Raw genomic sequence first — 23964 nt, 5'->3', positions numbered from 1 at the left:
CGCAGGTGCGCAACACCCCGCACCAGGCACGTCCCGTACGGGCATCCGCCCGCAGAAAGATCGGAGATCACCCCATGTCCACACCCACGCTCAGCGTCATCGACAGCGAACTCGTCGAGATCGTCGACGGCCTCCAGCTCGACCACGACGAGATCGTCGCGGCCTACCACCAGTACCTGGAGCGCCTTCCCGACGCGCCCTCCGGCAAGCCGGAGGACCGTCTGCGCCGACTGGGCCTGACGCACCGTGCGGGCGCCGCCGACCCGTGGCGCGACGCCGGCACCGGCCAGTTCAACCAGGAGACCGGCGAGAAGAACTTCGAGGAGAGCGAGTTCGCGTTCTTCAACGAGGCGCTCAGGGACACCTACTTCCACGAGCTGTACCGGCAGCTGCCGTTCCGTCCCGGCCGCATGCGCCTGGTCACGCTCCACCCGGGCGAGATCTACCACATGCACACCGACCACTCCCGCGTCGCGCACGTGGCGATCGAGACCAACGAGGACTGCCGCCTGCTCTTCCGCAGCGGCCACACCTACCACGTGCCCACCGACGGCCGGGTGCACATCCTCAACACCCTCCGCCACCACTCCGCCTACAACGCGGGTGCCACGGACCGCATCCACCTCACGATGACGCTGGCCGACTGACCCGCCGCCCGCGCACCGACCGCCACCCAAGGAGCTGAAGATGCCATCGCCGTCCGCCGCCTCCCTCGGCCGATCCCCGGCCGCGGACCGAAGCGGGGAGCAGTGGGCCGACGAGGTCCGCGCCGCCGCCACCGACCGTCCCCTGGGCGTCGGAGGGCCCCGACGCGCCCCCGCCGGACGGATCGGGGTGGTGCGCCTGCCCCTCGACGCCGGGCTGCGGGCGGCGGTCGCACGCACGGCGCGGCAGCACGCGGTCACGCCGCTGACCGTCGGGCTCGCCGCACTGGCCGTGACCCTGGCGCGGCGGACCGGGACGCACCACGTCCTGGCCGCGGCCCTCGACGTGCCGGTCGCACTCGCGGTGCGCGACGACCTGACCCGCGCCGAACTGCTGGCCGGGACGGACCTCGCGCTCGAACGGTCCACCGCCCTGTGCAGCGCCGGAGCCCCGGCGCCCGAACTGCCCCAGCCGCTGGTGGAGTTCCGTTTCGGCGAGACCGCCGACACGCTCCACGGCGATCGCGAGATCAGCATCGCCCTGCGGGACGGCGCCGGCACCGCGGACGGCGCACAGCTCGTGGCGCTGCACGACACCGGCCGGTACACCGAGGACTGCGTCGCCGCCCTCCTCGGCCAACTGCGCACGGTGCTGGAGGCGTTGTCCGAAGAGGAGGCCGCGACCGCCGGCGCGCTGCCGCTGCTCGACGAGGCCGGGCGGCGGGAACTGCTGGAGTACGGGCTGGGGGAGCCGCTGCCGCAGGACGGACGCGAGCCGGTTCACGCACGGGTCGCCGCGCTGGCGGCCGCAAGCCCCGGCGACGTGGCCGTGGTCTGCGGGGACGAGCACGTCACCCGCGGTGAACTCCACGCCTGGGCGGGGAGGATCGCCGCCAGGCTGACCGCCGCCGGTGTCCGGCCCGGCGACCGTGTCGGCGTCCTCGCCGAGCGCTCCGCGGCCATGGTGGCGGCGGTGCTCGGCACCGTGCGCACCGGGGCCGCCTACGTACCGGTCGACCCGGCCAACCCCGACGAGCGGGTCGCGGCGGTGCTGTCCGACGCCCAGGTCTCGGCTGTCGTGGTGACCGGCGGCGCCGAGGAGCGCGTGGCTCCGCTCGGAGCGGCCCTCGTCACCGCCGACGACCCCGCGGTGCGCCACGAGGGCGAAGCCCTTCCGCTCGCGGATACGGAACCCGGGGACGCCGCGTACCTGATCTACACCTCCGGAAGCACCGGGGCCCCCAAGGGCGTGGTCGTCGAACACGGCCAGCTGGCCGCCTCGACCCTGGCCCGCCGTCAGGTGTACCCCGGCGCCCCGGTCTTCCTGCTGCTCTCCCCGCTCGCCTTCGACTCCTCGGCCGCCGGCCTGTGGGGCACCCTCACCGCCGGCGGCCGCCTGGTCGTGGCCGGCCCGGACGAGTTCCGCGACCCCGAGGCCCTGCTGCGGCTCGTCGAGCGGCACGCCGTCACGCACCTGCTGTGCGTGCCGTCGCTGTACGACACGCTGCTCGCAGCCGCCGAGCGCCTCGGCACGTCCCGGCTCGCCTCGCTGACCACCGTGATCACCGCCGGCGAGGCACTCCCGGAGACGCTGCTGCGGCGCCACGTCCGGACGCTGGGCGGACACAGCAGCCTCGTGAACGAGTACGGGCCGACCGAGGCCACCGTCTGGGCCAGTTTCCGGCGCTTCGAGGACGCCGGACCCGTCGACATCGGCGGACCCGTACCGGGCGCCCGGCTCTACGTGCTCGACGGCGCCGGCCGCCTGGTGCCGCCCGGCATCACCGGTGAGCTGCACATCGGCGGCGCCGGCGTCTCACGCGGCTACCACGGCCGCCCCGACGCCACCTCCCGCGCCTTCCTCACCGACCCCTTCGCAGGCGGGGACGCCCGGATGTACCGGACCGGCGACCTGGTGCGCTGGAACCGGGCCGGCGCCCTGGAGTTCCTCGGACGCCGCGACAACCAGGTGAAGATCCGCGGCCACCGCGTCGAGACAGACGCCGTCGAGGCGGCGCTGCGCGACTTCCCGGGCGTACGCGAGGCCGTCGTCGTACCGGACGCCGCGGGGACCAAGCTCACCGGTTTCGTCGTCACCGACGCGCCGGACACACTGCCTTCCGCGCGGGAGCAGCTGGCCCGCTCGCTGCCCGAGGCCGCCGTGCCGTCCCGACTGCGGGCGCTGACCGCCCTTCCGGTCACCGTCAACGGCAAGGCCGACCGTGCCGCGCTGGCGGAACTCGCCGAGCAGCGCGAAAGTCCGCCCGCGGAGCGGCAGCCGGCGGGCGGGGCGAACCCGCCGGAACAGGCCGCCGACCCCCTCACGGGCGTGCGGGCGGCATGGGCGGAGGTGCTGGAGACATCCGCGGCCGTGCCCGGCGACGTCAACTTCTTCGACCTGGGCGGCCATTCGCTGCTGATCATCCAGCTCCAGGACGCCCTGGGCAGGCATACCGGCGTACGGCCCTCTGTCGTCGACCTCTTCCGCTGCTCCACGGTGGACGCCCAGGCCACCCTGGTCCGCTCCGGCGCCGCCGGAGGCGCGGAAGCGGCGGGGTCGAGCGCCCGGGTCGAGCAGGCACGCCGTGAACGCGCCTCCCGCGCCCGCCGGCGCCGCGCACAGCAAGGAGCGTCCCGATGACCGATCCGCTGCCGCACGTACCCGGCCCGGAGCAGCACGGGACCGGTTCCGGACCGCCGTCCGGCGCCCCCTTCTCCGGAGAGGACACCCAGCGGGACCGCTCGCTGGACATCGCCGTCACCGGCATGGCCGGACGCTTCCCCGGCGCGGCCGACATCCCCACCTGGTGGCGCGCCCTGCTGCGCGGCGAAGTCCTCACCACGCGGCTCGACCGCGACGCCCTCCTGGCCGCCGGTGAGCCGGCGAGCGTGGCGGACGACCCCGACTACGTCCCCGTACGCGGCCTCCTGGCCGACGCCGACCGCTTCGAGCACACCCTGTTCGGCATCAGCAGGCGCGAGGCCGAACTCATGGACCCGCAGCACCGGTTGATGCTGGAAGCGGCGTGGACGGCACTGGAGGACGCGGGCTGCGACCCCGTCACCGAGTCCCGGGTCACCGGCGTGTACGCGTCGGCGAGCAGCAGCGCGTACCTGCGGGCCATGCTCACCTCAGGCAGCCTGGACTCCGCGGACATCGAGGAGGTGCTGCGCGCGACCGAGCCCGACTACATGGCGACCCGGATCGCCTACCGCCTCGGTCTGACCGGCCCCGCCCTCAGCGTGCTGACCGCCTGCTCCTCCTCCCTGGTCGCGGTGCACCTCGCCGTGCAGGCGCTGCTGAACGGCGAGTGCGAGCAGGCCGTGGTCGTGGCGGCGGCCGTCGACTTCCCCCAGGCCGGCCACCTCCACCTGCCGGGCGGCATCCTCTCGGCGTCCGGCGACTGCCGGCCCTTCGACGCGGAGGCGGACGGCACACTGGCCGGCTCAGGCGTCGTCGCAGTCGTACTGCGGCCCTACGAGGACGCCGTCGCCGACGGATGCGACCCGTACGGGGCGATCATCGGGACGGCCGTCAACAACGACGGCTCCGCCAAAGCCGGTTACCAGGCGCCCTCCGCCACCGGACAGGAGGCCGTCATCGGCGCGGCACTCGCGGCCGCGGACGTCACCGCCGACTCGCTCGGATACTTGGAGGCCCACGCCACGGGCACCCGCGTCGGCGACCCCATCGAATGGTCCGCAGCATCGGCCGTCCTGCGGCGTCTCGGCGCCCGGCCGGGGCAGATCGCGGTGGGCGCGGTCAAGGCCAACATGGGCCACCTCGACGCCGCGTCGGGCCTCGCCTCGCTCATCAAGGCGCTGCTGGTGGTCCGCGAGGGCAAGGTGCCGCCCGTGGCCGGGTTCCGCAGACTCAACCCGCTGCTGGAGACCGGGGATTCACCGCTGCGCATACCCGCCGCATGCGAACAGTGGGACAGTTCGGGACCGCGACGCGCCGGAGTCAGCTCCTTCGGAATCGGCGGGACGAACGCGCACGTCGTCATCGAGCAGCCCGCCGCCGCGCCCGCCGCCGGCGAGCAGCAGCCAAACAGCGCCGAGGACCGCGTCCTGATGCTCTCCGCCGTCAGCCCGGATGCCCTACGGCACACGGAACGGCGGCTCGCGGACCGGCTCCCCGGACTCACCGGCGTGCCGCTGACCGACATCGCCCACACACTGGCGGCCGGCCGCGCCGGCCTCGCACACCGGACCGCCGTCGCCGGCCGCAGCCACCAGGAACTCGCCGACCGCCTGCGAACCGCCCCGGTGCGAGCCGCCGCCCCCGAACCGGTGGTGCTCCTGCTGCCGGGGCAGGGCAGCCAGCACCCCGGAATGGCCCTGCCGTTCCAGGAGGCGCTGCCCGGTTTTACCGCCGTACTGCTGGAGTGCCTCGAGCACCTGGAGCTCCAGCTCGCGGACCGCGTCCGGGCCGCCCTGTACGACCCCTGCTTCCCGGCCGGGGAGCTCGCCCGGACGGAACTGGCGCAACCCGCCCTGTTCTGCGTCGAGTACGCGGCCGCCACGGCACTCCGCACCCTCGGAGTCCGGCCCGTCGCCCTCGCCGGGCACAGCCTCGGGGAGATCACGGCCGCCGCCCTGTCCGGCGTCCTCGGCCTCGCCGACGCCGTCGCGCTGGTGACGGAGCGGGGACGGGCCATGCAGGCCTGCCCGCCCGGCACGATGGTGTCGCTCGCCCTGAGCGAGAAGCGCGCACTGGAACTGGCCGGAGACTTCGCCGACGGCACCGGCCACCGGCTGGAACTCGCCGCGGTCAACACCGCGGAGAGCTGCGTGCTGGCCGGCCCCGAGGCCGCCGCGGAAGCCTTCGCGGAATGGCTCGGCGACCGCGGCAAGGCGCGCGTGCTGCGCACCAGTCACGCCTTCCACACCTCGATGATCGACCCGGCTGCCGCCCGTCTGCAGGAAGCTGCGGCGGGCCTCACGCTGGGGCGCGCCGGCCTGCCGTACGTGTCCAACCCCACCGGCGCCCTGCTGGCCTCCGGCAGCACGGTCGAGCCGGGAACCTTCGCCCGACAGGCCCGCAGCACGGTGCGGTTCGCGGCGGGCCTGGCTGCGATCGCCGAGGAGTACCCCGGAGCCGTGGCCGTCGAGGCGGGCCCCGGCAGGACGCTCAGTGCGATGGCCGAGGCCGCGGGGCTGACCGCGGTGCCGCTGAGCCCCGGGCGGTCGGACCGTCCGGGGGAGGAGACGCTGCTGGCCCTGGCGGGCCTGTGGACCAGGGGCCTGCCCGTGGACGCGGCCGCCCTCGCCGGTGACGGCCGCCCGGCCCACCTGCCTGGCCACGCCTTCGCAGGCCCGCGGCTGCTCGCCCCGGCCGCGGTACCTCGCGCGTCCGGCCCCGCGGGGACGCGGCCCCGCGAAGATGCCGCCACCCAGGAAGCCACCCCGGCGAACCCGCTCGCACCGGCTGCCGCGGCCACGCCCTCCGGTGGCGTATCGGCCTCGGCGGCGACCCGGCGGACCCCGGCCGAAGCCGTGGCGGCCCTGTGGACGGACCTGCTGGGCAGCCCCGGCCTCTCGGCGGAGTCCGACTTCTACGACCTCGGCGGCGACTCCCTCCAACTGGTCCGGCTCGCCCGCCGGATCGGCGACGACCTCGGCGTCCGCGTCCCCATACGCGAACTCATGACCGGCACCACACTCGGACGGCACACGGCGCTGGTGGAGTCCCTGCTCATGGCGGGAGACCGCCCATGACGGCCTGGCTGAAGTGCGCCACCCCCCGCCCCGAGGCGGAACACCGGCTGATCTGCTTCCCCCACGCCGGCGGATCGCCGTCCTTCTTCCACCCGTGGGCCGCCGGGCTCCCCTCGTACGAGATCCACGCCGTGTGCTACCCCGGGCGCGCGGCCCGCCTGGCCGAACCACCACCGACCGAACTGCTCACCATGGCGGCCGAGATCGCCGATGCCGTGCGGCCCCTGCTCGGCGGACGGCCCGTGGCCTTCCTGGGCCACAGCATGGGCGCGGTCGTCGCCTACGAGACCGCTCGCGTACTGGAGGCGGACGGCCACAGGATCAGCCACCTCTTCGCGTCCGGCGCGCGCGCCCCTCAACTGCCCCACCCCGAAGGGTCGAAGGCGTCGGACCTGGACGACGACGCCGTAGCCGACGCACTCGCCTCCCTGGGCGGCACCGACGCCGAACTGCTCGCCGACCCGGAGGTACGGGAGTTGATCCTCCCGTACGTGTGCGGGGACTACCGGATGTTCGACGCCTACGTCCACCGTCCCGGGCCGGCACTCAGCTGCGACGTCACCGCCATCGCCGCCGACGGCGACCCGCTGGTGGCGCCGTCGCAGGTGGCGGACTGGGCGGCCGTGACCGGCGGACGCTTCACCCTGCACACCGTTCCGGGCGACCACTTCTACCTGACACCGAACCCGCCGTACCCCCTCGTCGAAGCGGCCCTGGCCTCCGGCGCGGTGCCGAGTGGCGGCTAGGGCCTCTCGTCCGCCCCAGGCCGTTCCGCTCCGGACCCCCGCGACGTCGCGGAACGGCCGGATGCCGTCCCGCACTTCCGGCCCGCCACGGCCGAGGCATCCGCTCCGCCCGCCGCGACGGCGGCTCTCCGCCTCATGGCCCAGCATCCGTCCCCGTCCTCCCGACCTGACGAAAGGCCCTCCCATGGCAGACCTGGACCCGAAGCGCACGCCGGACCACTACCTGATGTTCGCGATCGGCCCGCGGCTGGACTACGCCGCGCGGCTGCGCACCCTCGACGAGTCGGTGCGGATCTCGGTGATCTGCCGGCCCGAGCACCTGGCCCGCATCACCGAGTGCGGTGACTACCTGCGGGTGCTGGCGGTGCGTCAGGACGCCCCGGTCGAGGAGGTCGTCGCCTTGGCGCGGGCCGTTCACGCCCTGGAGCCGGTGACCCGGATCACCACCTTCTGGGAGCACGACCAGGACCGTGCGGCGGCCGTCGGCGAGGCGCTCGGCGTCGCCACCCACAGCTCGGAGACCGTACGTCTCGTGCAGGACAAGCACGCCATGCGCGAGCGGCTTCGCGAGGCGGGAGTGGACGACACGAAGGCGGGACGCGCGTACAACGAGGCGGACCTGCTGGCGTTCGGCGACGAGGCGGGGTACCCGTTCATCGTCAAGCCCACGGCGGGCACCGCGAGTTTCGGCGTCACTGTCGTCCGCTCGCCGAAGGAAGCGGCAGCCGCCTACCGCACTGCTGCGGGAGACTTCCCGGGCATCGCACGGCTCGGGGTGCTGGCGGAGCAGTACCACGAGGGGCCGCAGTACAGCGTCGAGGCCTTCTCCGAGGCGGCCGAGCACGTGGTCCTCGCCGTCACGCGCAAGTACTCGGACCCCGTCAACATGGTGGAGCTGGGCCACGTCCTGCCCGCGCCCCTCGACGCGGACGTCAAGGAGGCGATCGAGGACCACGCACGACGCGTCCTGGACGCCCTGGGCGTGGAGTTCGGCCCCACCCACACCGAGGTCGTGCTGACGGCCGACGGCCCGCGGGTCATCGAGACCCACCTGCGCGTGGGCGGCGACGAGATCTTCAACCTGGTCAAGGACGCGGTGGGCGTCGACATGATCGACTTCCAGACCCGGCAGGCCTTCGGCGAGAAGGTCCTCCCGGACATCCGCGCCGTCCTGGAGGCGGACGGCGAACCGCGCTGCGAGGCGATCTGGTACACGGCCCCCGGGGCGTCGGGAACTTACGTGGGACTCGCGGACGGCGTGGAGGCCGACGACCTCGACCCGGGTGTGACCGTGCTGCTGGCGCCGGGGGAGGAGCTCTCGGGCCAGGGCTCCTTCGCCCGTATCGCACGAGCCCGCGCCTCGGCACCGGATGCCGGGCAGGCCCTCGCCCGCGCCCGGGAGAACGCTGCCGGACTGTCCTTCCTCTTCCGCGTCACATCCCCCGAGCCGGGCACGGTCTGACGTCTCCGCCTGCGACGCGTGCCGTCACCGGCGCCCGCCGGAAGAGGACCGTCCTTCCGGCGTGCGCCGGTTCCGCGCCGTACGCTCCCCGTTGCTGAATCGGCAGGCGGCGTACGGTAGTTGCCCTGGCAGCGAAAGCCATTGCGGCCCCGCACGCTGTACCGGCATCGTGTCCGCATGTTGATCAGGGAAGCCAGTACCGAGGATTGGCCCGCCATCTGGCCCTTCTTCCACAAGATCGTCGCAGCGGGGGAGACCTTCACCTTCCCGAACGACCTCAGCGAGGAGCAGGGCCGGGACTGGTGGCTCCTGCCGGCCCCGGACCGCACCGTCGTCGCCGTCGACGACGCCGGAACCGTCCTGGGCACCGCCAAGATGAACGCGAACCACAAGGGCAACGGCTCCCACATCGCGAGCGCCAGCTACATGGTCGACCCGGTGCACGGCGGACGGGGCGTGGGCCGGGCGCTGTGCGAGTACACGATGGAGTGGGCACGCGAGGCCGGTTTCCGGGCGATGCAGTTCAACGCGGTCGTCGAGACGAACAGGCACGCGGTGAAGCTGTACGAGTCCCTCGGCTTCGAGATCCTCGGCACGCTGCCCGAGGGCTTCCGGCATCCGGCGGAGGGCTACGTGGGGCTGCACATCATGCACCGCTCGCTTCGCGAGACGGCAGAGGACTAGCTGTTCTGTCCATGGAGGTTGGTGACGGTGATCACCTGTAGGTGATCTTGATATGGGTGAGGGCCTTCTGGCCTGGTGTGGATTGCGACATCTGCACCGGCGACCAGAGAGGCCTTCATGCCGCACCGTAACGCACCGTTGACCGAGACCGGCCGTCTGCGTCTGGCCCGCTGCGTGGTCGAGGATGTCCGAGAGGAGGAGCGCGTCAGGCACGGGGCGGCGATGTAGTGCCGCTGTGCGGGAGGTGCGGGCCGACCGGAACTCGTGTGCAGTGCGCATTGAGGAAGGGCGGTGTACCAGTCGTCCGGGCGGGAGACCGGCCCGCCGCCGCTGCCGGAACGTACGTGACACGACTGCCCGGAGCGCAAATGCTCGGATCGTGACAGGTATTCGCCGCGCGCTTGGTATCCGGATAACCGAGGAGTAGCTTGTGGCGCCCCCACCCCCACGGGCCGTGTGCCCGCGCGAGCGAAGAGGTTCCACGTGAAGCGTGTTACTGGCCGCGCCTGGTTCTCCGTGATCTGCATATCCGGCCTGCTGGCGGCGGGCATCGCGGTTCCGAGCGCGTTCGGTACCCCTGAGGCCGCCGGCCCGAACGGCGCCTCCGCGGACGGCAGCCGGAACCCGGGCTCCGAACTCACCGTCGCGCGAGCCCGGTCCGACTCCGCGAGGATCAGCCGTCCCTCGGACCGTCGGGGGCCGAACACCCTCAAGGACGCGCACGTCACGCTCTCCTCCTACGACGCCAAGGCCGGCCGGGCCGTTCTCAGCCAGAAGGACCGGGGCGGCGGCACCGAAGGCATCGACGTCCGCAAGGGTGACGTGATCGCCAGTCCGCCCACGAAGGCGGCCCCGGAGGGTGCACTCGTCAAGGTCAGGCAGGTGCGGTCCCAGGAGAGCGGCAAGGCCGAACTTCGCACGTCCCGCGCCAACTTGGCGGAGGTTCTGGGCGGGGCGAAGGCCGACGGCAAGGTCCCCGTCTCGTCCTCTGCCTGGAGGATCGCCCCGCAGGTGCAGGGGCTCGAGGTGGCAAGGAGCGGGGCGAAGGGCTCGGGTGGAGCGACGGGACCCGGGAAGGAATCGCAAGGCGCGGGCACCAGAAGCAGCGACCTGCGTTTCGACTTCGACACCGAGCTCCCCGGTCCCGACGAGGGGCAGACCCCCGGGTCCGTGCTGGACGGCTCCCTGGCCGTCTCACCCGAGGTCGACTTCTCCTACGACGGGAACGGGTCGGACGACCCCGCCGACGTCACCGCCTCCGTCGGCATCGGCGCGGACTACGAGGCCAGTTGGCGCGTGAAGGGCACCGTCGAAGCCGACTTCGACCGGCGTCTCCCGCTGGCCGAGGCGACGGCCCATCCCGTGATCATGGTCGGCCCGGTGCCGGTCGTCGTCACGGTGAAGCTGAGCTTGGTGGCGAAGGTGAAGGCGAACGGCCAAGTACAGGTCGACGTCGACCAGAACGCGACCGGATCGGTGAAGGTGGGTACGCGGTACTCGGAAGCGTCGGGCTGGGAGCCGGAGAGCCACGCGGACGGCGAGACGCTTCCGGGAGGCAAGGCCGACGTCTCCGGCAAGGGTGAACTGCGCACGTCGGTCGGCCCCGAGGCGAACGTCAGCCTCTACGACACTGTGGGCGTTGTCGCCTTCATCGGACCGTATCTGCGGGCGACGGGCGAGTACACCGACGCATCGGACGCCCAGGGGAGCGGCCAGTGGAAGCTGTACGGGGGACTGACCCTCGAGAGCTCGCTGTTCGCGCAGCTGCCGCTGGTGATCATCGGCAACCGCCCGTCGAAGCACATCGACTTCCCGCCGATCAACCGCGAATGGTTCATCACCGAAGGCAAGTTCCCGGCAGGAACCTGACCCCGAGGGGAGCCGCGGGTTCCAGGACGGCCTGGTTCCGCGTTCGTTCACGGAGAGGTCGAGGGTGTCGCCGTCCAGGCCGTAGACGGCGTGCCGCCGTCGAGGGGACGGTGCGGGGCCGGCCGACCGGGTTGAACGAAGGCCGTGGAGACGGTGTTCTCCAGGGCTCGGGCCCGGTCGGGGCCGTGCCGTCCAACTCCGTCAGTACTGTGCAGGCGACGGGACTTGCGGGCACGAGGGGCACTTTCACCGTGGCCTATTGCACGGGCAGCAGCCCGCTCGGAAGAACTCGACTACCCCTGCGAAACCTGGCAGCGCCATTGGGCGCCGTCCAGCCAGGATGCGCCTGGGGCGTACGCGGGCGCAGAGGTTGGGCTCCGTCCACCCGGGCGATCCACGGCAGCGGCAAGCCCTCTGCCCGCCGGCGGAGCAGGCCCCGAATGAGCGTCGGTCACGCTCAACTCCTGGGCATTCTCACCCCCGCTGCTCCTTCGTCGTGCCGGGTCGGCTGTCTTCTCTGGGTACGACGCCGAGGTCCAGCTCGGCCGGGTGGCTTCTCCCATGCTCGATGGCGATCCGCACTCTGCTCTCGCGAGTTGCGTCTCGGTGCTGCCCGAGCTTGGTGTGCAAGCAACGGCGGTTCGGTGAGAATGGCAGGCCATCCGTGCTCTGTGGAATATGCTGTGAGTGATACGCAAGTGAAAGGGGAGCGACGTGCAAGGACCGGGCGCCCAGGCCGACTTCGCGGCTGTCGATGCTCTGCTGGACGCGACCGGTCCGGTGGACGACGGCCTCCCCCCTGTTCCGGAGCGGCGCCGTCTGCGCCGGGCGTGGAAGCTGACGCAGGACCAGGTCGCTGTGAAGGTCGGTGTGTCTCGGGAGACGGTCAGCGGGTGGGAAACCGGCCGGTGGGAGCCGGAGCCCGGAAGTAAGTCCCGCGCCCTGTACGTGCATTTGCTGACCGGTATTCAAAAGCGCCTGGAGGCTCGTGAAGCGGCTCAGCAGCCGCAGACGCGGAATGAGGGGCCCCCCGCTTCCGGGGCGGACACTGCGTCCCAGGGAACCGCCCCCGCAGAACGCACTCCGGCTGCCGGAGCCCCAGCCCCAGCCCCGGCCCCAGCCCCGAGAGCCTCGTCCTCGAAGCGGTCAGCCCCAACTTCGCGCCCCCCACGTCAGGTTCGCCCACGCCGCGCGAGCGGTAAGGACGCGCCGGGTGAGGGCGAGCAGTTCATCGCCGACCGCGTCCACGAAGCCCTCTCCGAAAACGGTGGGGATACTGAGGCGGCGATCGCGGATCTGGAGTACAAGGCGATCCCGGACGCGATGCATCTGCTGGAGATCAGCCGCCGCACGGGCCGGTACGACTTCACCTACCACGCTGTCCTGCCGCCGATCTTCGACAAGAAGCCCGGCCGTGAGGGCAACGACATCTGGGAAGCCCGCCCGAAATGGAGCACCCCTGCCTCGATTCTGCCCCCGGGCGCGGAGGTGACCGCGCTGGATGTCAACGGCGCATACCTCTCCGCCTTGAAGGCGCATCTGCCGATCGGCACGCTCGAGCACCATCTCGGGCCCGCGGAGGGCGGCCCGCCGTATGACAAGCGCCGCTCCGGCGTGCATCTGATCACCCCGCCCGACTGGCACCACGAGGCGCTGCCGAACCCGATCGGGAACCGCGAAGAGCCCGGCAGGTTGTGGGTCACGGAATCCACCCTGCGCCTCCTGCAGCGCTGCTCCAGCCCCCGCTACGGGCTGTGCGAAGAGCCCCTGATCCACGAGTCGTGGACCTCCGGCGAGAGTGAAGGCCTCCTGGAAGGCCTCCGACTCACTTTCGCTGCCGCACGCAAGACGGCGCTGGAGAACGAGGACGAGGTCACCCTGGCGTATGTGAAGGCGATGTACGCCAAGTTCGTCTCCACCGCCGGCTCCTCCACCTACAACCGCGAGCTGAACAGGCAGGACTGGGTCCACATCATCCGCTCCCAGGCGTTCGCGAACCTGTGGGGCAAGGCGTACAAGGCCCACACCAACGGGCTGACGGTCGCGGGGATCCTCGGCACGGACGAACTCCACCTCATCGGCGACTGGCGCACCGTCTTCACCGAAGGCCGCGACATCGCCCAAGTGAAGATCAAGAACATCTACACCCTCACCTGCGGGGAGGCGGCCGGTGCCTGAACGGAACATCAACTTTGGCCTCTTCGGCGCCGACGGCACCAAGGGCAGCCAGGCCGCCGCCGACGTCCTGGACCGCCTCGCCCTCGAAGGCGGCATCATCTCCCCGGTCACCACCCGCCGTGGCCTGAACGCCCGTCTGAACTATCTGACCCGATCCGCCGCGGGTTACCGGGCCATGCGCGAGGCCGGTATCACCGTCACTTCCCGCACCCTGCGCGCCTGGCGACGGCGCACCCAGACTCCCAGCCCCGCCAACCGGGAACGCATCGACGCCGCCTACCGCGCCTACCGGCGACACAACGTCGCGGCCCACTTGCGGCAGCGTCTGAACGCCCGGGGCGGCACCCGGGTGGAGATCCACCCCCTGGACCAGACCGGAGTACAGAACCGGCATCGGCGGGTGCTGAACTTCCGCCGCTTCACCATCCGCAACTGGGACCGCATCATCGACGCCTGGGACGCCGGCGACGACGACGCCCTCGCCGACGCCTGGGACGACACCCTCCCCGACCTCGGCAGCGAATGGGGCAAGTACGAATACGTCACCTCGGTCGCCTTCTCCGCCTGACTCCACGGGACGACAGATCCTGGTTGGCTGTTGAGCCGAAGCACGATGGGTGTCACATAGCAGGTTGGTTGTCACCGGCTGGGGGCTGGTGACTGAGCGCTTCAACTGACGGACTCTGCAGGAGAGTTGGCGGAGTGAAGTGGGCCATGGTCTGTCCAGCGCTACAACCGGGGCCGAGCAGGGCTCGACCCCGGACGGTCCCGGCGGCCGGGAGGGCTCCGACCCCGTCAGCGAGTGCACGGCAGCCAGGAAGGCCCGGTCGGTCAAGGCCGACGTCAAAGGCTCTTCAGCACACGATCAAGCGCCGACCGGCCTGCAGGCCCCCAATTCGGCTTGCCACCGGGCAGGCCGCGGTCCCCGTTCTGGCCCATCAGCAGCAGGAACAGGCTCTTCATCACGGCCAGCCCGCGCGCCCGTCGGATCGCCGCCTCATCCGCCTGTGCGTAGCTGTTGAAGAACCGAGAGGCGCCGCCCGCGGGGAGCAGCACCCAGGCGGCTGCAAGATCCCACGCCGGATCGCCGGCAAAGACGTCGCCGAAGTCGACGACACCCGCCAGTGTCCCGTCTGAGACGACGACGTTCGCGGGATGCAGGTCGCCGTGCACCCACACCCGCGGGCCCTCCCACTCGGGGGCCGCGACCGCGTCGTCCCACACGGCCCGGACGTCGTCCTCGGCGAAGCGGCCGAGGTTTACGGCCTGCAGAAAGTTGTCGAAGCCGTCGGTGCATTCCTTGGGGTGACCGCCGCGGTCCGAGGCGTCCGGAGCGTCGGCGGGCGCCTCCATATGCAGCGCCTTGAGGAAGTCCGCCAGCATGTCGGCCGCGTGATCACCGCGGGTGATCGAGCCGTGGTCCAGTGGCGTGCCTTCCACCCATGTCATTACGGTCCAGATCTTGGGGAAGCGCTCAGACGGTGCACCGCTCCGCACCGGAGTCGGGATCGGCAGCGGCAGGTGCGAAGCCAAGGTGGGCAGCCAGCGGCGCTCCTTGAGTTGCAGATCGGGTCGCTTGTCCATCCGCTGCATCCGGACGGCCAAGTCGTCCCCGAGGCGCCACATCTGGTTGCCCCAGCCGCCCGGCACCTCGCGGATCGGCAGCCCGGCCAGGTCCGGATGCTGCTCCCGCAGCAGGTCGCGGACCAGATCTTCGCTGATCTCAATCTCGGATTCGATCATGCGGAGTCACCGTACTTGAGGGCAGGCGGAGCCGATCTCGCTCTCATCGGAGATTCAGATCCCCGGTTGGCTCTCCCGCGCTCTAACCCTGCAGGGAAGCACCGAAGGGCGCGCCCGTCCGAGTTGCGACAAGCCGCGTGCCTCACAGCTGACAACCAAGCTGCCTCAACCCGTTGCATTCACTGGTTCATCCGGCCCTCCGGTGACACTACTGAGCTTCGGCTCCGGGCCCTGTGAGTAACCCATCTCATCTCGGTGGTTGGTGGTCGTCGTTGGGTTGGTTGGTGGTGGGGGGTGGGGGTTTGTGTGTGGGTGGGTTTTACGGTGCTGTGATGGGTGGGGAGATGATGTCTGGTGCTCGTGCGGGAGTGGGGGATGGGCAGGTCAGGAACGGCAGGTCTGGGGGTGCGGTGTCGGGGGGTGGTATGGCGTCGGGATCGAGGGCTGCGTTTGGGTGGCGTGTGTTGGGGCTGGTGTTGGGGCTGGTGCTGACATTGACCGGTGCTGGGGCGGTGCTCGTCAACTCCGTTCATACGGTGCTGGCGATGGGGCTTGTCGGCTCGACGGGGACGTTCACTGTGGATTACTGCACGGATCACAACCCCCTTCGGAAGAAGTCCGACTACTCCTGTCACGGGGAGTTCCTCCCTGAGGGGGCAGCCAAGGGTGGTTGGCTTCCCGCCGAACTGGATGATGCGGGTGGCGACTACGGCAAGGGTGAGCAGGTGGGGGCCTACGAGACGGTGCTGGGCGATGATTTTCATGCGCGGGAGACCGGGGTCGGGGCTGCGCTGGGGTCCTTCGTGTGGTGGTGTTTCGGCGCCGTCCTGCTCCTGATGGGCTTCTTCACCAGCCGCACATGGGTACGTAGCTTCCGGCGCAGCGAGAGCTGAAACGCTTTGGGCGCCGGCCAGAGCGCGTCTTCCAGGAGCCTTCCTGGAGCCGCCCCCGACACTTGCGTGAGCGGCCTCTGCAGCACGGTGAGACCGCCGCGTTCCTGCTCCCGACTCAGGCCACAGCGGCCCGCTTCATGGAACTCACCCGCCCTCTGTGGCAGGGCTCGTGGGTGGATGGTGCGGCAGTCATGCATGCGCCGGCATTACCCGAGGCGGACGGAGAATGGACAGTTTCGAGGTCTGCGGAGAACGTGGAAAGCCGTCCTTTTCCGCGCCTCTGGCTGGCTTAGTTGAACAGGCCGAGATCCGCGAGTTGTTGCTCGAGTTCGGCGGGGAGTGAGGTGCGTCTGCTGCGGGTGTTGCTGCGCCATACTCCGAGTCGTACCTGGTGTTCGACGTAACCGCCGGTGCCGGTTCCGTCGTCCACCATGACGGGTTCGCGGTGCTGGCGAGGAACCCGGCTGTGTCCTTCCCGCTGGTGGAACTGCCGCAGGGCGGTGAGGTTCTTCTCCCATGTCGAGGCCTCTGCGGGAAGCAGTGTCCTCCCCGCTGCGCGTTCTGGCTTCCCGGCCGTGTCCTCCGGGGCCTGGATGCCGAGTTCGGTGAGTTTCTCCCGCTGCCCCGGGCTCAACTGGTGCCAGGCGGTGGCCTGTTCGGTCAGCCAGGTGCCGATGTCCTCGCCGCCGACGTGGACGCCGGGTCGGATCTCTTCCAAGGCGGCGCCACCGTCCAGGCACTGTCGCACCTTGGCCCAGTGCCGCTGCCAGGGGATGGGCCAGGTGGGGTTCCAGTCCGGATCGATCGCCTCCAGCTCGGCCCGCCGCTGCGCCGCCCGCACAGGGTCCTTCCCCAACCCGCCGGGCTTGCGGAAGTTGGCCAGGGCCTGACCGATCGCGACATCGTCCATGATCGCGTTCTTCGGGGCCGCCAATGTCCCGGCGACGGCGTAGTAGTCGCGGGCCGCGGTCAGCTTCCGCCAGAAGGCGATGTCGTGCACGGACCAGACCATCCCCAGCTCGTCCAGCAGCTCACCCCGCCAGGGCCGCAACACACCCTCCCGCTGCTGCCGCCGCTGCTCACTGACCCAGCTCCCCAGCGCGAACGCCGACTCCTCCCTCCCACCGTCGGCCTTCTCACGCTCGGCTTTCTCAGTCTCGGCGTCTTCTCCTTCGTGCACGCCTTCGTGTTCGGTGAGGTCGATGGTGGCGTGGAGCGGGACTTGGGCGTGGCCGTGTTCGGCGACCCAGCGGCGCAAGGCGTTGTATCCGGTCAGCCAGACCTCCGATTCAGGCCGCAGGACGCGGGTGCGGAGGAAGGAGGCGATGACGTCTGGATCGCGCGGGGTGGAGAACTGCAGCAGTGCCGCTCCGGCCTCCGGCGCACCGTCACGGCTCCCGGGCTCCGAACCTGCTGCGTCCCCCTCGCTCCCGTCCCTCTCGTCCTCGTCTGGTTCGGTGCCGCCATGGTCGGCGGGCTGGTGGGGGTCGAGGGCGCGTACGTCGTCCGGGGTGCCGCTGCGGGTCGGGCGCGAGTGCAGGACCAGGCGCTCGATGATGGCTTCTTCGTGGCTGCGTAGGCCTTGGAGGACGGCGACGAGGGGCCGGTAGCTGGGGGAGGCGGTCATGTTCTGCGGGTTCTCGCCGGGTGCGAGGAAGATGGGCACGATGATCCGTGCGACTTTGCCCTCGCCGGGGTCTTGCCGCAGGGCCCGCCCGATGTTCTGGACGATGTCCACGGCCGAGCTGCGGGTGTCGGCGAAGACGACACCGCCTACGCCGCGCTCGCCGCGGATGTCGACGCCTTCACCGAGGACGCGGCAGCTGGCGAGGAAGGACACTGCCGTCTTCCACCCCTCCGCATCCCACCCGTTCGCGAAACGGTCCAGCACCGCGCGCCGCTCGCCGGCGGTGTGCTGGCCGCTCAGCCAGTCCGAGCCGACCCGCTCGGGATAGGTGAGCGGGTCGGACCCGTGGAGCTCGGCGGCGGTCTCCGGCAGCGCCCGCGCGAAGGCCATGGCCTCGAGGGTGCGGTGATGGAAGGTCATCAGCGACCGCACACCCGTGGTGTCCGTGTGCTTCAGCAGCGCAGCCTGCAAAGCGGCCAGACGCCGGCCCCGCACCTCCTCCAAGCCCGCCGCTCTCCCCTCCGCCGGGCCCGCCTCGGGGTCGCGGATCTCCAGCACGTCCACCACGAACGGCGCGAGCGTGCCCCGCTCCTGCGCCTCCATCAGCCCGTAGGTGAACACCTGCGGCCCGTACAGCGCCTCATCGTCCATGGAAGCGACCACACGCCCCTGAAACCCGCCAGAAGCCCCCTCACGGACTTCTGCGACCTCCGCACCGTCCTGACGACCGGGGGACGCGGGCACTTCCCACACTCGCGCCGTGGCGGTCATGTAGAGCCTGCGGACCGCCGGAACCCGAGCGTTGTCGTGGATCGCCGCCCACGCCTTCACCGCGTCCCCACTCGTACGGTGCGCCTCGTCCACGACGGCCAGGTCGAAGCCCTCCAGCTTCTGCCCGTAGACGCCCTGCAGGGCCCGCTCCAGCACACCCGGAACCGGCTCACCCCCCTCCAACGTCCGCCCGTCCTCGACCTCCTGAGGAGCCAGCGACGCATACGTGGCGAACACCACCACAGGGCCGCTCCCAGCCCACAAGGCCAGCTGCGGGGCACTCGTGGTGGCCCGGACACCGAGGGCACCCAGCATGGTGTCTCCGCTCAGGGAGCACACCGCGATCATCTTTCCGCGGTGGCCGGCGGCCTGCCAGGCTTCGACGGTCTGCGTGAGAAGATCCAGCGTCGGCACAAGAACCAGGACGCGCCCTCCTGGCACGAGCCTGCGGGCCGCCTCGGCCGCGATCAGGGTCTTCCCCGACCCTGGTGCGGCAATCACCGTCGCCCGCAGGCCGCCTGAGGGAACGTCACCATGAACAGGCAACTCCAGAGCGGAGATGATCGCGTCCAGCGCTTCCCGCTGATGCTTCCGAAGCTGAACCCTGGCCATCCTCTTCACCGCTTTCAATTGAATCGCATCACTCACCCTGTGCTTCGCTGCGGGCGGTAGAACGCACTGAAGATGAAACGCTGAATGGGGGCTGAAATCTGCCGCCGAAAGTCGATGAGGTTGAAAGCCGAGCCTGTAGCCCCCTCTAGCAGTGCCGGGTGATGCTGCGCTGCACCTTCGCTGGCGTCGGGCCCGCCCCTTTTGAACCTACGCGGTGGGCTGGGTGAGCACGAAGCTGCGCTGAAGGTTCGCCGCAGTCCGGGCCGAGCACGCCAAGCTCAAGCGACTCGACGGCAGAGGCCCGTACGTGATCGTTGACGTCGGCCCCCGCGCCGCAGGGGAGACACTCCACCATTGACGCCTGCAACCGCCGAGGGTTCGGCCTCACAGGGACTCCGTAGGGGAGCAAATCCCCAGGAAGCTTGAGCACTCCGCCGCCCGGTGGAGTGCGGAACGTGGTCGCCTCACCGGACCGCCGAGCAGCCACCGCGCCGGTGACGGGCCCGTTCGCTTGCTGCCCGTCGCCGGTTGGCTGCCCTCCCGGAAGGTCTGCTGCAGGACCGCTCCGTTTGATGGCCTGCAAACGGCGCCCTCACCCCGGCCTCACGGCCCTCCTGACGGAGCTCGTAGACTGGCGCCGCTGTGATGTGAGGTCAATTCACATTCAGGTTGGGGGGGGATGTTCCATGGGGGAGATGTTTCTTGAGGACGGCCCGATTCGGCGCAAGTCCGAGGACATACGCAAAGCCAACAGCGCGGGTCGCACCAAGCGGGAGTTAGCTGATGCTGCTGCCGCCGGCAGAGCGCACGGTGGGTGGGAGTCGGGGCCGGCAAGCGACGCCTGCGTGCGCGCGTGGCAGGGACGCCTGCGTGCTCTCGGGGATTTTGTCGAGGACGCGGCTGAGGGGCTCAACAAGGCTATGGACCGCGAGATCAGCACGGATCACTCCATCGCCGACGAGATGCGCAGGGCGGCCAACCGCATGGAAGGGGGCGCCTGATGGCCGTCACAGTCGAAGAACTCAAGACCACCCGCCCACAGAAGTGGAGGGACGCCGCCGACGACGCGCTCCGGTCGTCGAAGGAGTGCCAGGACATGGCCTCATACGCCCGTGATGATGTTGCCTCGACCCTGCAGAAGTGCTGGGTCAGCGATAGTGGCGAAGCCGCCCGCCGACGCTTTGTCAAACACGCCGAGGACTTCGAAGCAGCCGCGAAGGCACTCAAAGGCCTCATGCGCACCTACGACACGCTCGCCGATGTGATCGGGGACGCCAAGCGCGAACTGGAGAGTGCGCTCGACTACGCCGACCGGTACGGCATCAAGATCGACCCGAGCGGTCGGGCCACATGGAAGGAAGGCCGTGACGAGGGCGACGGCGGCTCCCTGCAGCACGCAGCGGATCTGGTCGGCGACGCCCTGCGCAAGGCCGAGAAGGCAGACGCCGAGGCTGCTACGGAACTGCGCACCATACGGGCCCTGACCGAGATCGAGGACCCAAAACTGGTGTCCCAGGCTCTCGATGAGAACAGCCCACTGGCCATCGCGCTACGTATGCAGTATCTCGACGGTGTGCACAAGATCAACGTCTCGTCGGACCAGATAGCCGCGGTGAACAAGGCAGCAGCGGAGACAGGCATGAGTAAGAAGCTGCTGCTCGCCATCCTGTGGCAGGAACAGCAGTGGTGGCAGAACCATGACCGGGACCTCGAAGGTCCGTTGCCATGGTTCGGCGGGTTCTTCGACTCGACGCTCCAGGACACGCTAAAGCCCGACAAGTCGCTTGGTATCACGCATATGAAACTGGAGACGATTCGAGAAACGCTCCACAACAACGATGACTCGTTCAAGACCGCGGACGGTGGCCGGGTATCGGACCTGAGTGACCGCCAGCTCACCAAATACGTCGAGCAGAACCCGAATGAAGCCATCCGCTTGAGCGCGCACCACCTCAAGGATCTGCGCGAAAACGACGAGTACGGAGCCGGCACCGACAAGCAGCTGTTCACGTTGTATGCGGCCGATACACCGGACGTGCGGGAGAAGAACGAGACCTCCGGGGACGACTCCGCACACCGTGGCGGCGCCATCAAGGAGCGAGGCGAGGCCTGGGATCGCGTCGTACCGCACATCGACGACACGTTGGCATGGGACGCATTGGGCGACAAGGAACGCGCCCAGGCCATCGATCAGATCGAGAGCCAGACCCCCGCGGGACACAACGTGAGCCTCGACCCGATCTACGACACGACCGGCACTGGGGGCGGCACGGGCACCGGCCGACCGGAACCCGGAACGCCGTCACCGAGCCCCAACCCGCCCCCAACTCCGCCCAGGGACTGATTTGTTGAAGAGTGGAATGCGATCAGTCGCCCTGATCTGTCTGAGTGCCGCGTTCCTGGCCGGCTGCATGGGATCGAACGAGGGGGCAGGGGCGCCGCCACGAAAGCCCCTCCCCAGCAACGTTCCCAAGGGCCCCAACTTCAAGACGACGGACAACCTGGCATCGGCGCTAGAGAAGGCGGGAATTGCCTGCCCTGTCCTTGGCAGGACGCCGAGCGGGGACGCCACGAGGTGCGGCGCCCGACTTGGCACGGGCAAGCCGGTGGAGCTCGAACTCCATGTGGACGACCGCGACCACATCGGCACTGCCATCTCCTCGCGCCGCAATCCTCCTTACCAGCACACCCTGGTAGCCGCCGGCAACTGGTACATCCGCGTCCTCGAGCCGGACACCGCCCCCCGCGTGGCCAAGGCCCTGCACGCCGTCGTCCTCAAACCCCACGGCAAAACCGGCGCCCCTGACGACCCTCCCTACAAGGAGCAGCTCCCTGACATTCCTGATAAGCCCGCCTACAAGAACCTCAAGGCGTTGGCCGACAAGGTGGATGCGGCCGTGGGTTGTACGGATCGGGACGATGACGACAACCACCCGGCATTGAGCTGGCAATTCCTGAAGTGCACCACAGGTAGAGGCGAACAGGAGCAACAAGAGCGCTGCGCCGACCTCACCGTTTACGAGGACGCGGAATCCCGTGACGAGAGCGTCTGGTCGAAAATCACCGATGGTCGAACTCCCAAAGGCCTTGTTGCGGGCGCCAATTGGTCGGTAGCCCTGTGTGACGACGGACTGGTAGACGACGTGTTGAAGCGAGTAGGCGGAGCCAAGATCCGGTAGTAGGCCAGCGAGTGCGAAACGACGTCCTTGCTTGCGCGTGAACGCCGGAGGGGAGGTCGCCCGGTCACCGCTCCCGATACGGGCTCTCCTGGCGCCGGCCGTAGACGGGGATCGCGCAATTACCCGAGGAGTCCAGTCAGCTGCTCAGCGCCTGATCCTGAGATTCGTCCCACCCCGCAACGAGATGGCCCTCGCCGACCTGTTGCTGGTCAGCGAGGGCCGCTCGCCCCCTCTTGGCCCGGACCGCGGACCCTCCCTCCTGTTAGCCCGTCAGCCCGTGGCGATGGTCAGGTCTTGTCCGTGCGCCAGTCGGAGCAGATGTCCTCGTCGTCCTGACGTTCCTTGCAGACCTTCCAGAAGATGACGGGCCGTCCGTTCACCGTCACGCCGTAGTCCTTCGCCTTGGGGACGTCCTGCGGGTGCGACCTCCTGCTGGTCGGCTTGTGTTCAGAGGACAGGAGAAGTCGACGTAGCAGTAGTCGTCGTCAGTCAGGTCACGGTCGTCGATCCGAAACTGGTTCTGCGATGGCAGCCATCGAGCCGCGCACTGCCTGTCGGAGGACTCGTAGATCCACGGAGTGGCCGCTGTCGCCAGCGACGGAGTGGCCGCCCGTCGTATCCAGTACCTCACGCGCGCGTGTGACCGCGTAGATCAGCCGAGCCTCCGCCGGATGCACGCCCCGCGTACTGCGCTGCTCATCAGCTTCCGGGGTGAAGCCGGCGCCGATCCCCAGAGCGGGCACGATAGCGTCCAGCGCTTACTGCTGATGCTTTCGAAGCTGAAACCCTGGCCATCTACTCCATCGCTTTCAGCAGAAAATGCGAACCCATGATGCGGCGCTGAAATTCCAATAGGAAATGCTGCCGCCGAATCCCGATGAAGGTTGAGAACCGAGCCTCGGGGTCGTCACGTCTTCGGTGCTCCAGCTCGCAGCTCCAGTCGGGGAACTGCTCATCCACCAACTTGCGCACTGTCTGCACAGACACATTCAGCTGGTTGTCGTGCATGTCCACACTCGCCCGAGCTTGCGTGCATCGCCCTTCGAACGCAACCGCTTCGCGGACACCGGGGAGCCCCACGCTGGCAGGAAGGACCTGGCGAGCGAGACGAGCGGACGACGACGTGACGGCTGATGGGCGTCATTGATTTGACAGTGGTGTGGCGTCATGGATTGTGGACGGTTGAGCTGCGGTTTTTGCGTGGTGCATGTCGTTTGTATGGTGACAGTTGATGTCGTCATGCCTTGTCACGCGGTGTCGTCCCCCTCGCCCAGCGCTGGATGATGCTGCGCCGGGTCCTCGCCGGCGCTGGCTCGCCGCTATCGCGTGCAGGGAGTAGACCGCCACTGCCGGCCCTGTGTGGCCGGCCTCCCGCCATGCCTTCAGGGTCTGGGTGAGCAGGTTCAGCGTCGGCACCAGCACCAGATGTTCGGCGTCGCGTTCAGCGAAGGACTCACATCACTTCACGTTGTGCTTTGGTGCTGGAGGAAGAAAACACTGAAGGTGACATCCCATCATCCATGCCCCCGCCCTACACGCGCTCGGCTCTTAAACCTTCACCGCGATTCGGCGGCAGGCTTCAGCACAAATTCGGTGGCGCCCCAGGGAGGTCTTCCATTTCCCATACCGTACCCCTGATGCATCATCCTGGTAGGCCTGTTTAGAACAGAGAGTCAACCCACCAGCTCAACCACCATCACCGCAGTCTGCCTCACCCCTTCGAGCGATGCGAAGAAGGGAGCAGCTCCGCCGGAGGCGAAGCTGCTAGCCTGTCAGCGCGGAGCGTTGACAGGCAGTCACCCCGTTAGGGGTGACTAAGGAATTCCGGAGGAATT

Annotated in this window: 16 protein-coding genes and 1 pseudogene; 14 read left to right on the top strand and 3 right to left on the bottom strand. The window is 69.7% G+C overall.

Translation table 11 applies throughout. From position 1 onward, the window contains the following. Positions 1-74 precede the first annotated feature (74 nt). The 10 genes and pseudogenes from H181DRAFT_RS22940 to H181DRAFT_RS22900 all read left to right on the top strand — a co-directional run bounded on the left by H181DRAFT_RS22940 (position 75) and on the right by H181DRAFT_RS22900 (position 13872). Positions 75-647 carry an aspartyl/asparaginyl beta-hydroxylase domain-containing protein gene (locus H181DRAFT_RS22940; protein ID WP_045866304.1) on the top strand — a complete coding sequence of 191 codons (573 nt, stop codon included), beginning with the start codon at positions 75-77 and terminating at the stop codon, positions 645-647. A 40-nt stretch (positions 648-687) separates the two neighbouring features. Further along, positions 688-3285, top strand: a complete 2598-nt coding sequence (locus tag H181DRAFT_RS22935) for a non-ribosomal peptide synthetase (protein WP_078895909.1) — start codon at positions 688-690, stop codon at positions 3283-3285. Beyond that, a complete protein-coding gene (locus H181DRAFT_RS22930; protein ID WP_078895908.1) occupies positions 3282-6365 on the top strand; it encodes a type I polyketide synthase in 3084 nt (1027 codons plus the stop codon). Before H181DRAFT_RS22935 ends, H181DRAFT_RS22930 begins: the two co-directional genes overlap by 4 nt. Beyond that, a complete protein-coding gene (locus H181DRAFT_RS22925) occupies positions 6362-7111 on the top strand; it encodes a thioesterase II family protein (RefSeq protein WP_045866303.1) in 750 nt (249 codons plus the stop codon). Before H181DRAFT_RS22930 ends, H181DRAFT_RS22925 begins: the two co-directional genes overlap by 4 nt. 184 nt (positions 7112-7295) lie before the next feature. Further along, positions 7296-8573, top strand: coding sequence for an ATP-grasp domain-containing protein (locus H181DRAFT_RS22920; RefSeq protein ID WP_045866302.1), 1278 nt, complete (start codon positions 7296-7298; stop codon positions 8571-8573). A 177-nt stretch (positions 8574-8750) separates the two neighbouring features. Beyond that, the gene (locus tag H181DRAFT_RS22915) at positions 8751-9257 is read left to right on the top strand and encodes a GNAT family N-acetyltransferase (protein WP_045866301.1); all 507 of its coding nucleotides are present in this window, start codon (positions 8751-8753) and stop codon (positions 9255-9257) included. A gap of 483 nt (positions 9258-9740) precedes the next feature. After that, positions 9741-11126, top strand: a complete 1386-nt coding sequence (locus H181DRAFT_RS22910) for a hypothetical protein (RefSeq protein WP_139131747.1) — start codon at positions 9741-9743, stop codon at positions 11124-11126. A gap of 714 nt (positions 11127-11840) precedes the next feature. Then, positions 11841-12038: pseudogene (locus tag H181DRAFT_RS30280) on the top strand (helix-turn-helix transcriptional regulator); the annotation flags it as partial. Positions 12039-12449: 411 nt separating this feature from the next. Further along, positions 12450-13304, top strand: coding sequence for a hypothetical protein (locus H181DRAFT_RS30275; protein WP_368073291.1), 855 nt, complete (start codon positions 12450-12452; stop codon positions 13302-13304). Continuing rightward, positions 13297-13872 (top strand): hypothetical protein, encoded by a 576-nt coding sequence (locus tag H181DRAFT_RS22900; RefSeq protein ID WP_045866298.1) that lies wholly within the window; start codon positions 13297-13299, stop codon positions 13870-13872. Before H181DRAFT_RS30275 ends, H181DRAFT_RS22900 begins: the two co-directional genes overlap by 8 nt. A gap of 275 nt (positions 13873-14147) precedes the next feature. Here the strand turns inward: H181DRAFT_RS22900 and H181DRAFT_RS22895 are convergent, their stop codons facing one another. After that, complete coding sequence (locus tag H181DRAFT_RS22895; protein ID WP_045866297.1) at positions 14148-15047, bottom strand: aminoglycoside phosphotransferase family protein; 900 nt, start codon at positions 15045-15047, stop codon at positions 14148-14150. A 461-nt stretch (positions 15048-15508) separates the two neighbouring features. Here H181DRAFT_RS22895 and H181DRAFT_RS22890 point away from each other — a divergent pair, with 461 nt between their 5' ends. Then, a complete protein-coding gene (locus H181DRAFT_RS22890; protein ID WP_139131645.1) occupies positions 15509-15940 on the top strand; it encodes a hypothetical protein in 432 nt (143 codons plus the stop codon). Between the two features lie 289 nt (positions 15941-16229). Here H181DRAFT_RS22890 and H181DRAFT_RS22885 read toward each other — a convergent pair whose 3' ends face one another. Beyond that, positions 16230-18950: a DEAD/DEAH box helicase gene (locus H181DRAFT_RS22885; protein WP_045862477.1), complete on the bottom strand. Its 2721-nt coding sequence runs from the start codon at positions 18948-18950 to the stop codon at positions 16230-16232. 695 nt (positions 18951-19645) lie between these two features. On the opposite strand from H181DRAFT_RS22885, the gene H181DRAFT_RS22880 reads away from it, so the two are divergent. From H181DRAFT_RS22880 to H181DRAFT_RS22870, 3 genes are read left to right on the top strand one after another with little or no spacing between them, the layout of a single operon-like run. Continuing rightward, positions 19646-19951, top strand: a complete 306-nt coding sequence (locus tag H181DRAFT_RS22880) for a hypothetical protein (RefSeq protein ID WP_139131644.1) — start codon at positions 19646-19648, stop codon at positions 19949-19951. Beyond that, positions 19951-21294 (top strand): hypothetical protein, encoded by a 1344-nt coding sequence (locus H181DRAFT_RS22875; RefSeq protein ID WP_045862071.1) that lies wholly within the window; start codon positions 19951-19953, stop codon positions 21292-21294. The genes H181DRAFT_RS22880 and H181DRAFT_RS22875 overlap by 1 nt, the downstream gene beginning before the upstream one ends. A gap of 16 nt (positions 21295-21310) precedes the next feature. Then, on the top strand, positions 21311-22129 hold the full coding sequence (locus H181DRAFT_RS22870; protein WP_175439691.1) for a hypothetical protein: 819 nt from the start codon (positions 21311-21313) through the stop codon (positions 22127-22129). Positions 22130-22924: 795 nt separating this feature from the next. On the opposite strand, the gene H181DRAFT_RS22865 is transcribed toward H181DRAFT_RS22870, so the two are convergent. Continuing rightward, positions 22925-23137, bottom strand: a complete 213-nt coding sequence (locus tag H181DRAFT_RS22865) for a hypothetical protein (protein WP_045862069.1) — start codon at positions 23135-23137, stop codon at positions 22925-22927. Positions 23138-23964: the final 827 nt, after the last annotated feature.

The organism is Streptomyces sp. WMMB 714, from assembly GCF_900090125.1.
In the GTDB taxonomy this organism is placed as follows: Bacteria; Actinomycetota; Actinomycetes; order Streptomycetales; family Streptomycetaceae; genus Streptomyces; species Streptomyces daqingensis.
Note: the sequence above shows the minus strand (reverse complement) of the source record. Positions and strands in the feature narration are given on the sequence as shown.

What these genes read in the sequence shown, in the direction of transcription:
- H181DRAFT_RS22940 (WP_045866304.1), top strand. Translation starts at nt 75, where the DNA reads ATGTCCACACCCACGCTCAGCGTCATCGACAGCGAACTCGTCGAGATC.
- H181DRAFT_RS22935 (WP_078895909.1), top strand. Translation starts at nt 688, where the DNA reads ATGCCATCGCCGTCCGCCGCCTCCCTCGGCCGATCCCCGGCCGCGGAC.
- H181DRAFT_RS22930 (WP_078895908.1), top strand. Translation starts at nt 3,282, where the DNA reads ATGACCGATCCGCTGCCGCACGTACCCGGCCCGGAGCAGCACGGGACC.
- H181DRAFT_RS22925 (WP_045866303.1), top strand. Translation starts at nt 6,362, where the DNA reads ATGACGGCCTGGCTGAAGTGCGCCACCCCCCGCCCCGAGGCGGAACAC.
- H181DRAFT_RS22920 (WP_045866302.1), top strand. Translation starts at nt 7,296, where the DNA reads ATGGCAGACCTGGACCCGAAGCGCACGCCGGACCACTACCTGATGTTC.
- H181DRAFT_RS22915 (WP_045866301.1), top strand. Translation starts at nt 8,751, where the DNA reads ATGTTGATCAGGGAAGCCAGTACCGAGGATTGGCCCGCCATCTGGCCC.
- H181DRAFT_RS30275 (WP_368073291.1), top strand. Translation starts at nt 12,450, where the DNA reads ATGCATCTGCTGGAGATCAGCCGCCGCACGGGCCGGTACGACTTCACC.
- H181DRAFT_RS22895 (WP_045866297.1), bottom strand. Translation starts at nt 15,047, where the DNA reads ATGATCGAATCCGAGATTGAGATCAGCGAAGATCTGGTCCGCGACCTG.
- H181DRAFT_RS22885 (WP_045862477.1), bottom strand. Translation starts at nt 18,950, where the DNA reads ATGGCCAGGGTTCAGCTTCGGAAGCATCAGCGGGAAGCGCTGGACGCG.
- H181DRAFT_RS22880 (WP_139131644.1), top strand. Translation starts at nt 19,646, where the DNA reads ATGTTTCTTGAGGACGGCCCGATTCGGCGCAAGTCCGAGGACATACGC.
- H181DRAFT_RS22875 (WP_045862071.1), top strand. Translation starts at nt 19,951, where the DNA reads ATGGCCGTCACAGTCGAAGAACTCAAGACCACCCGCCCACAGAAGTGG.
- H181DRAFT_RS22870 (WP_175439691.1), top strand. Translation starts at nt 21,311, where the DNA reads ATGCGATCAGTCGCCCTGATCTGTCTGAGTGCCGCGTTCCTGGCCGGC.
- H181DRAFT_RS22865 (WP_045862069.1), bottom strand. Translation starts at nt 23,137, where the DNA reads ATGCACGACAACCAGCTGAATGTGTCTGTGCAGACAGTGCGCAAGTTG.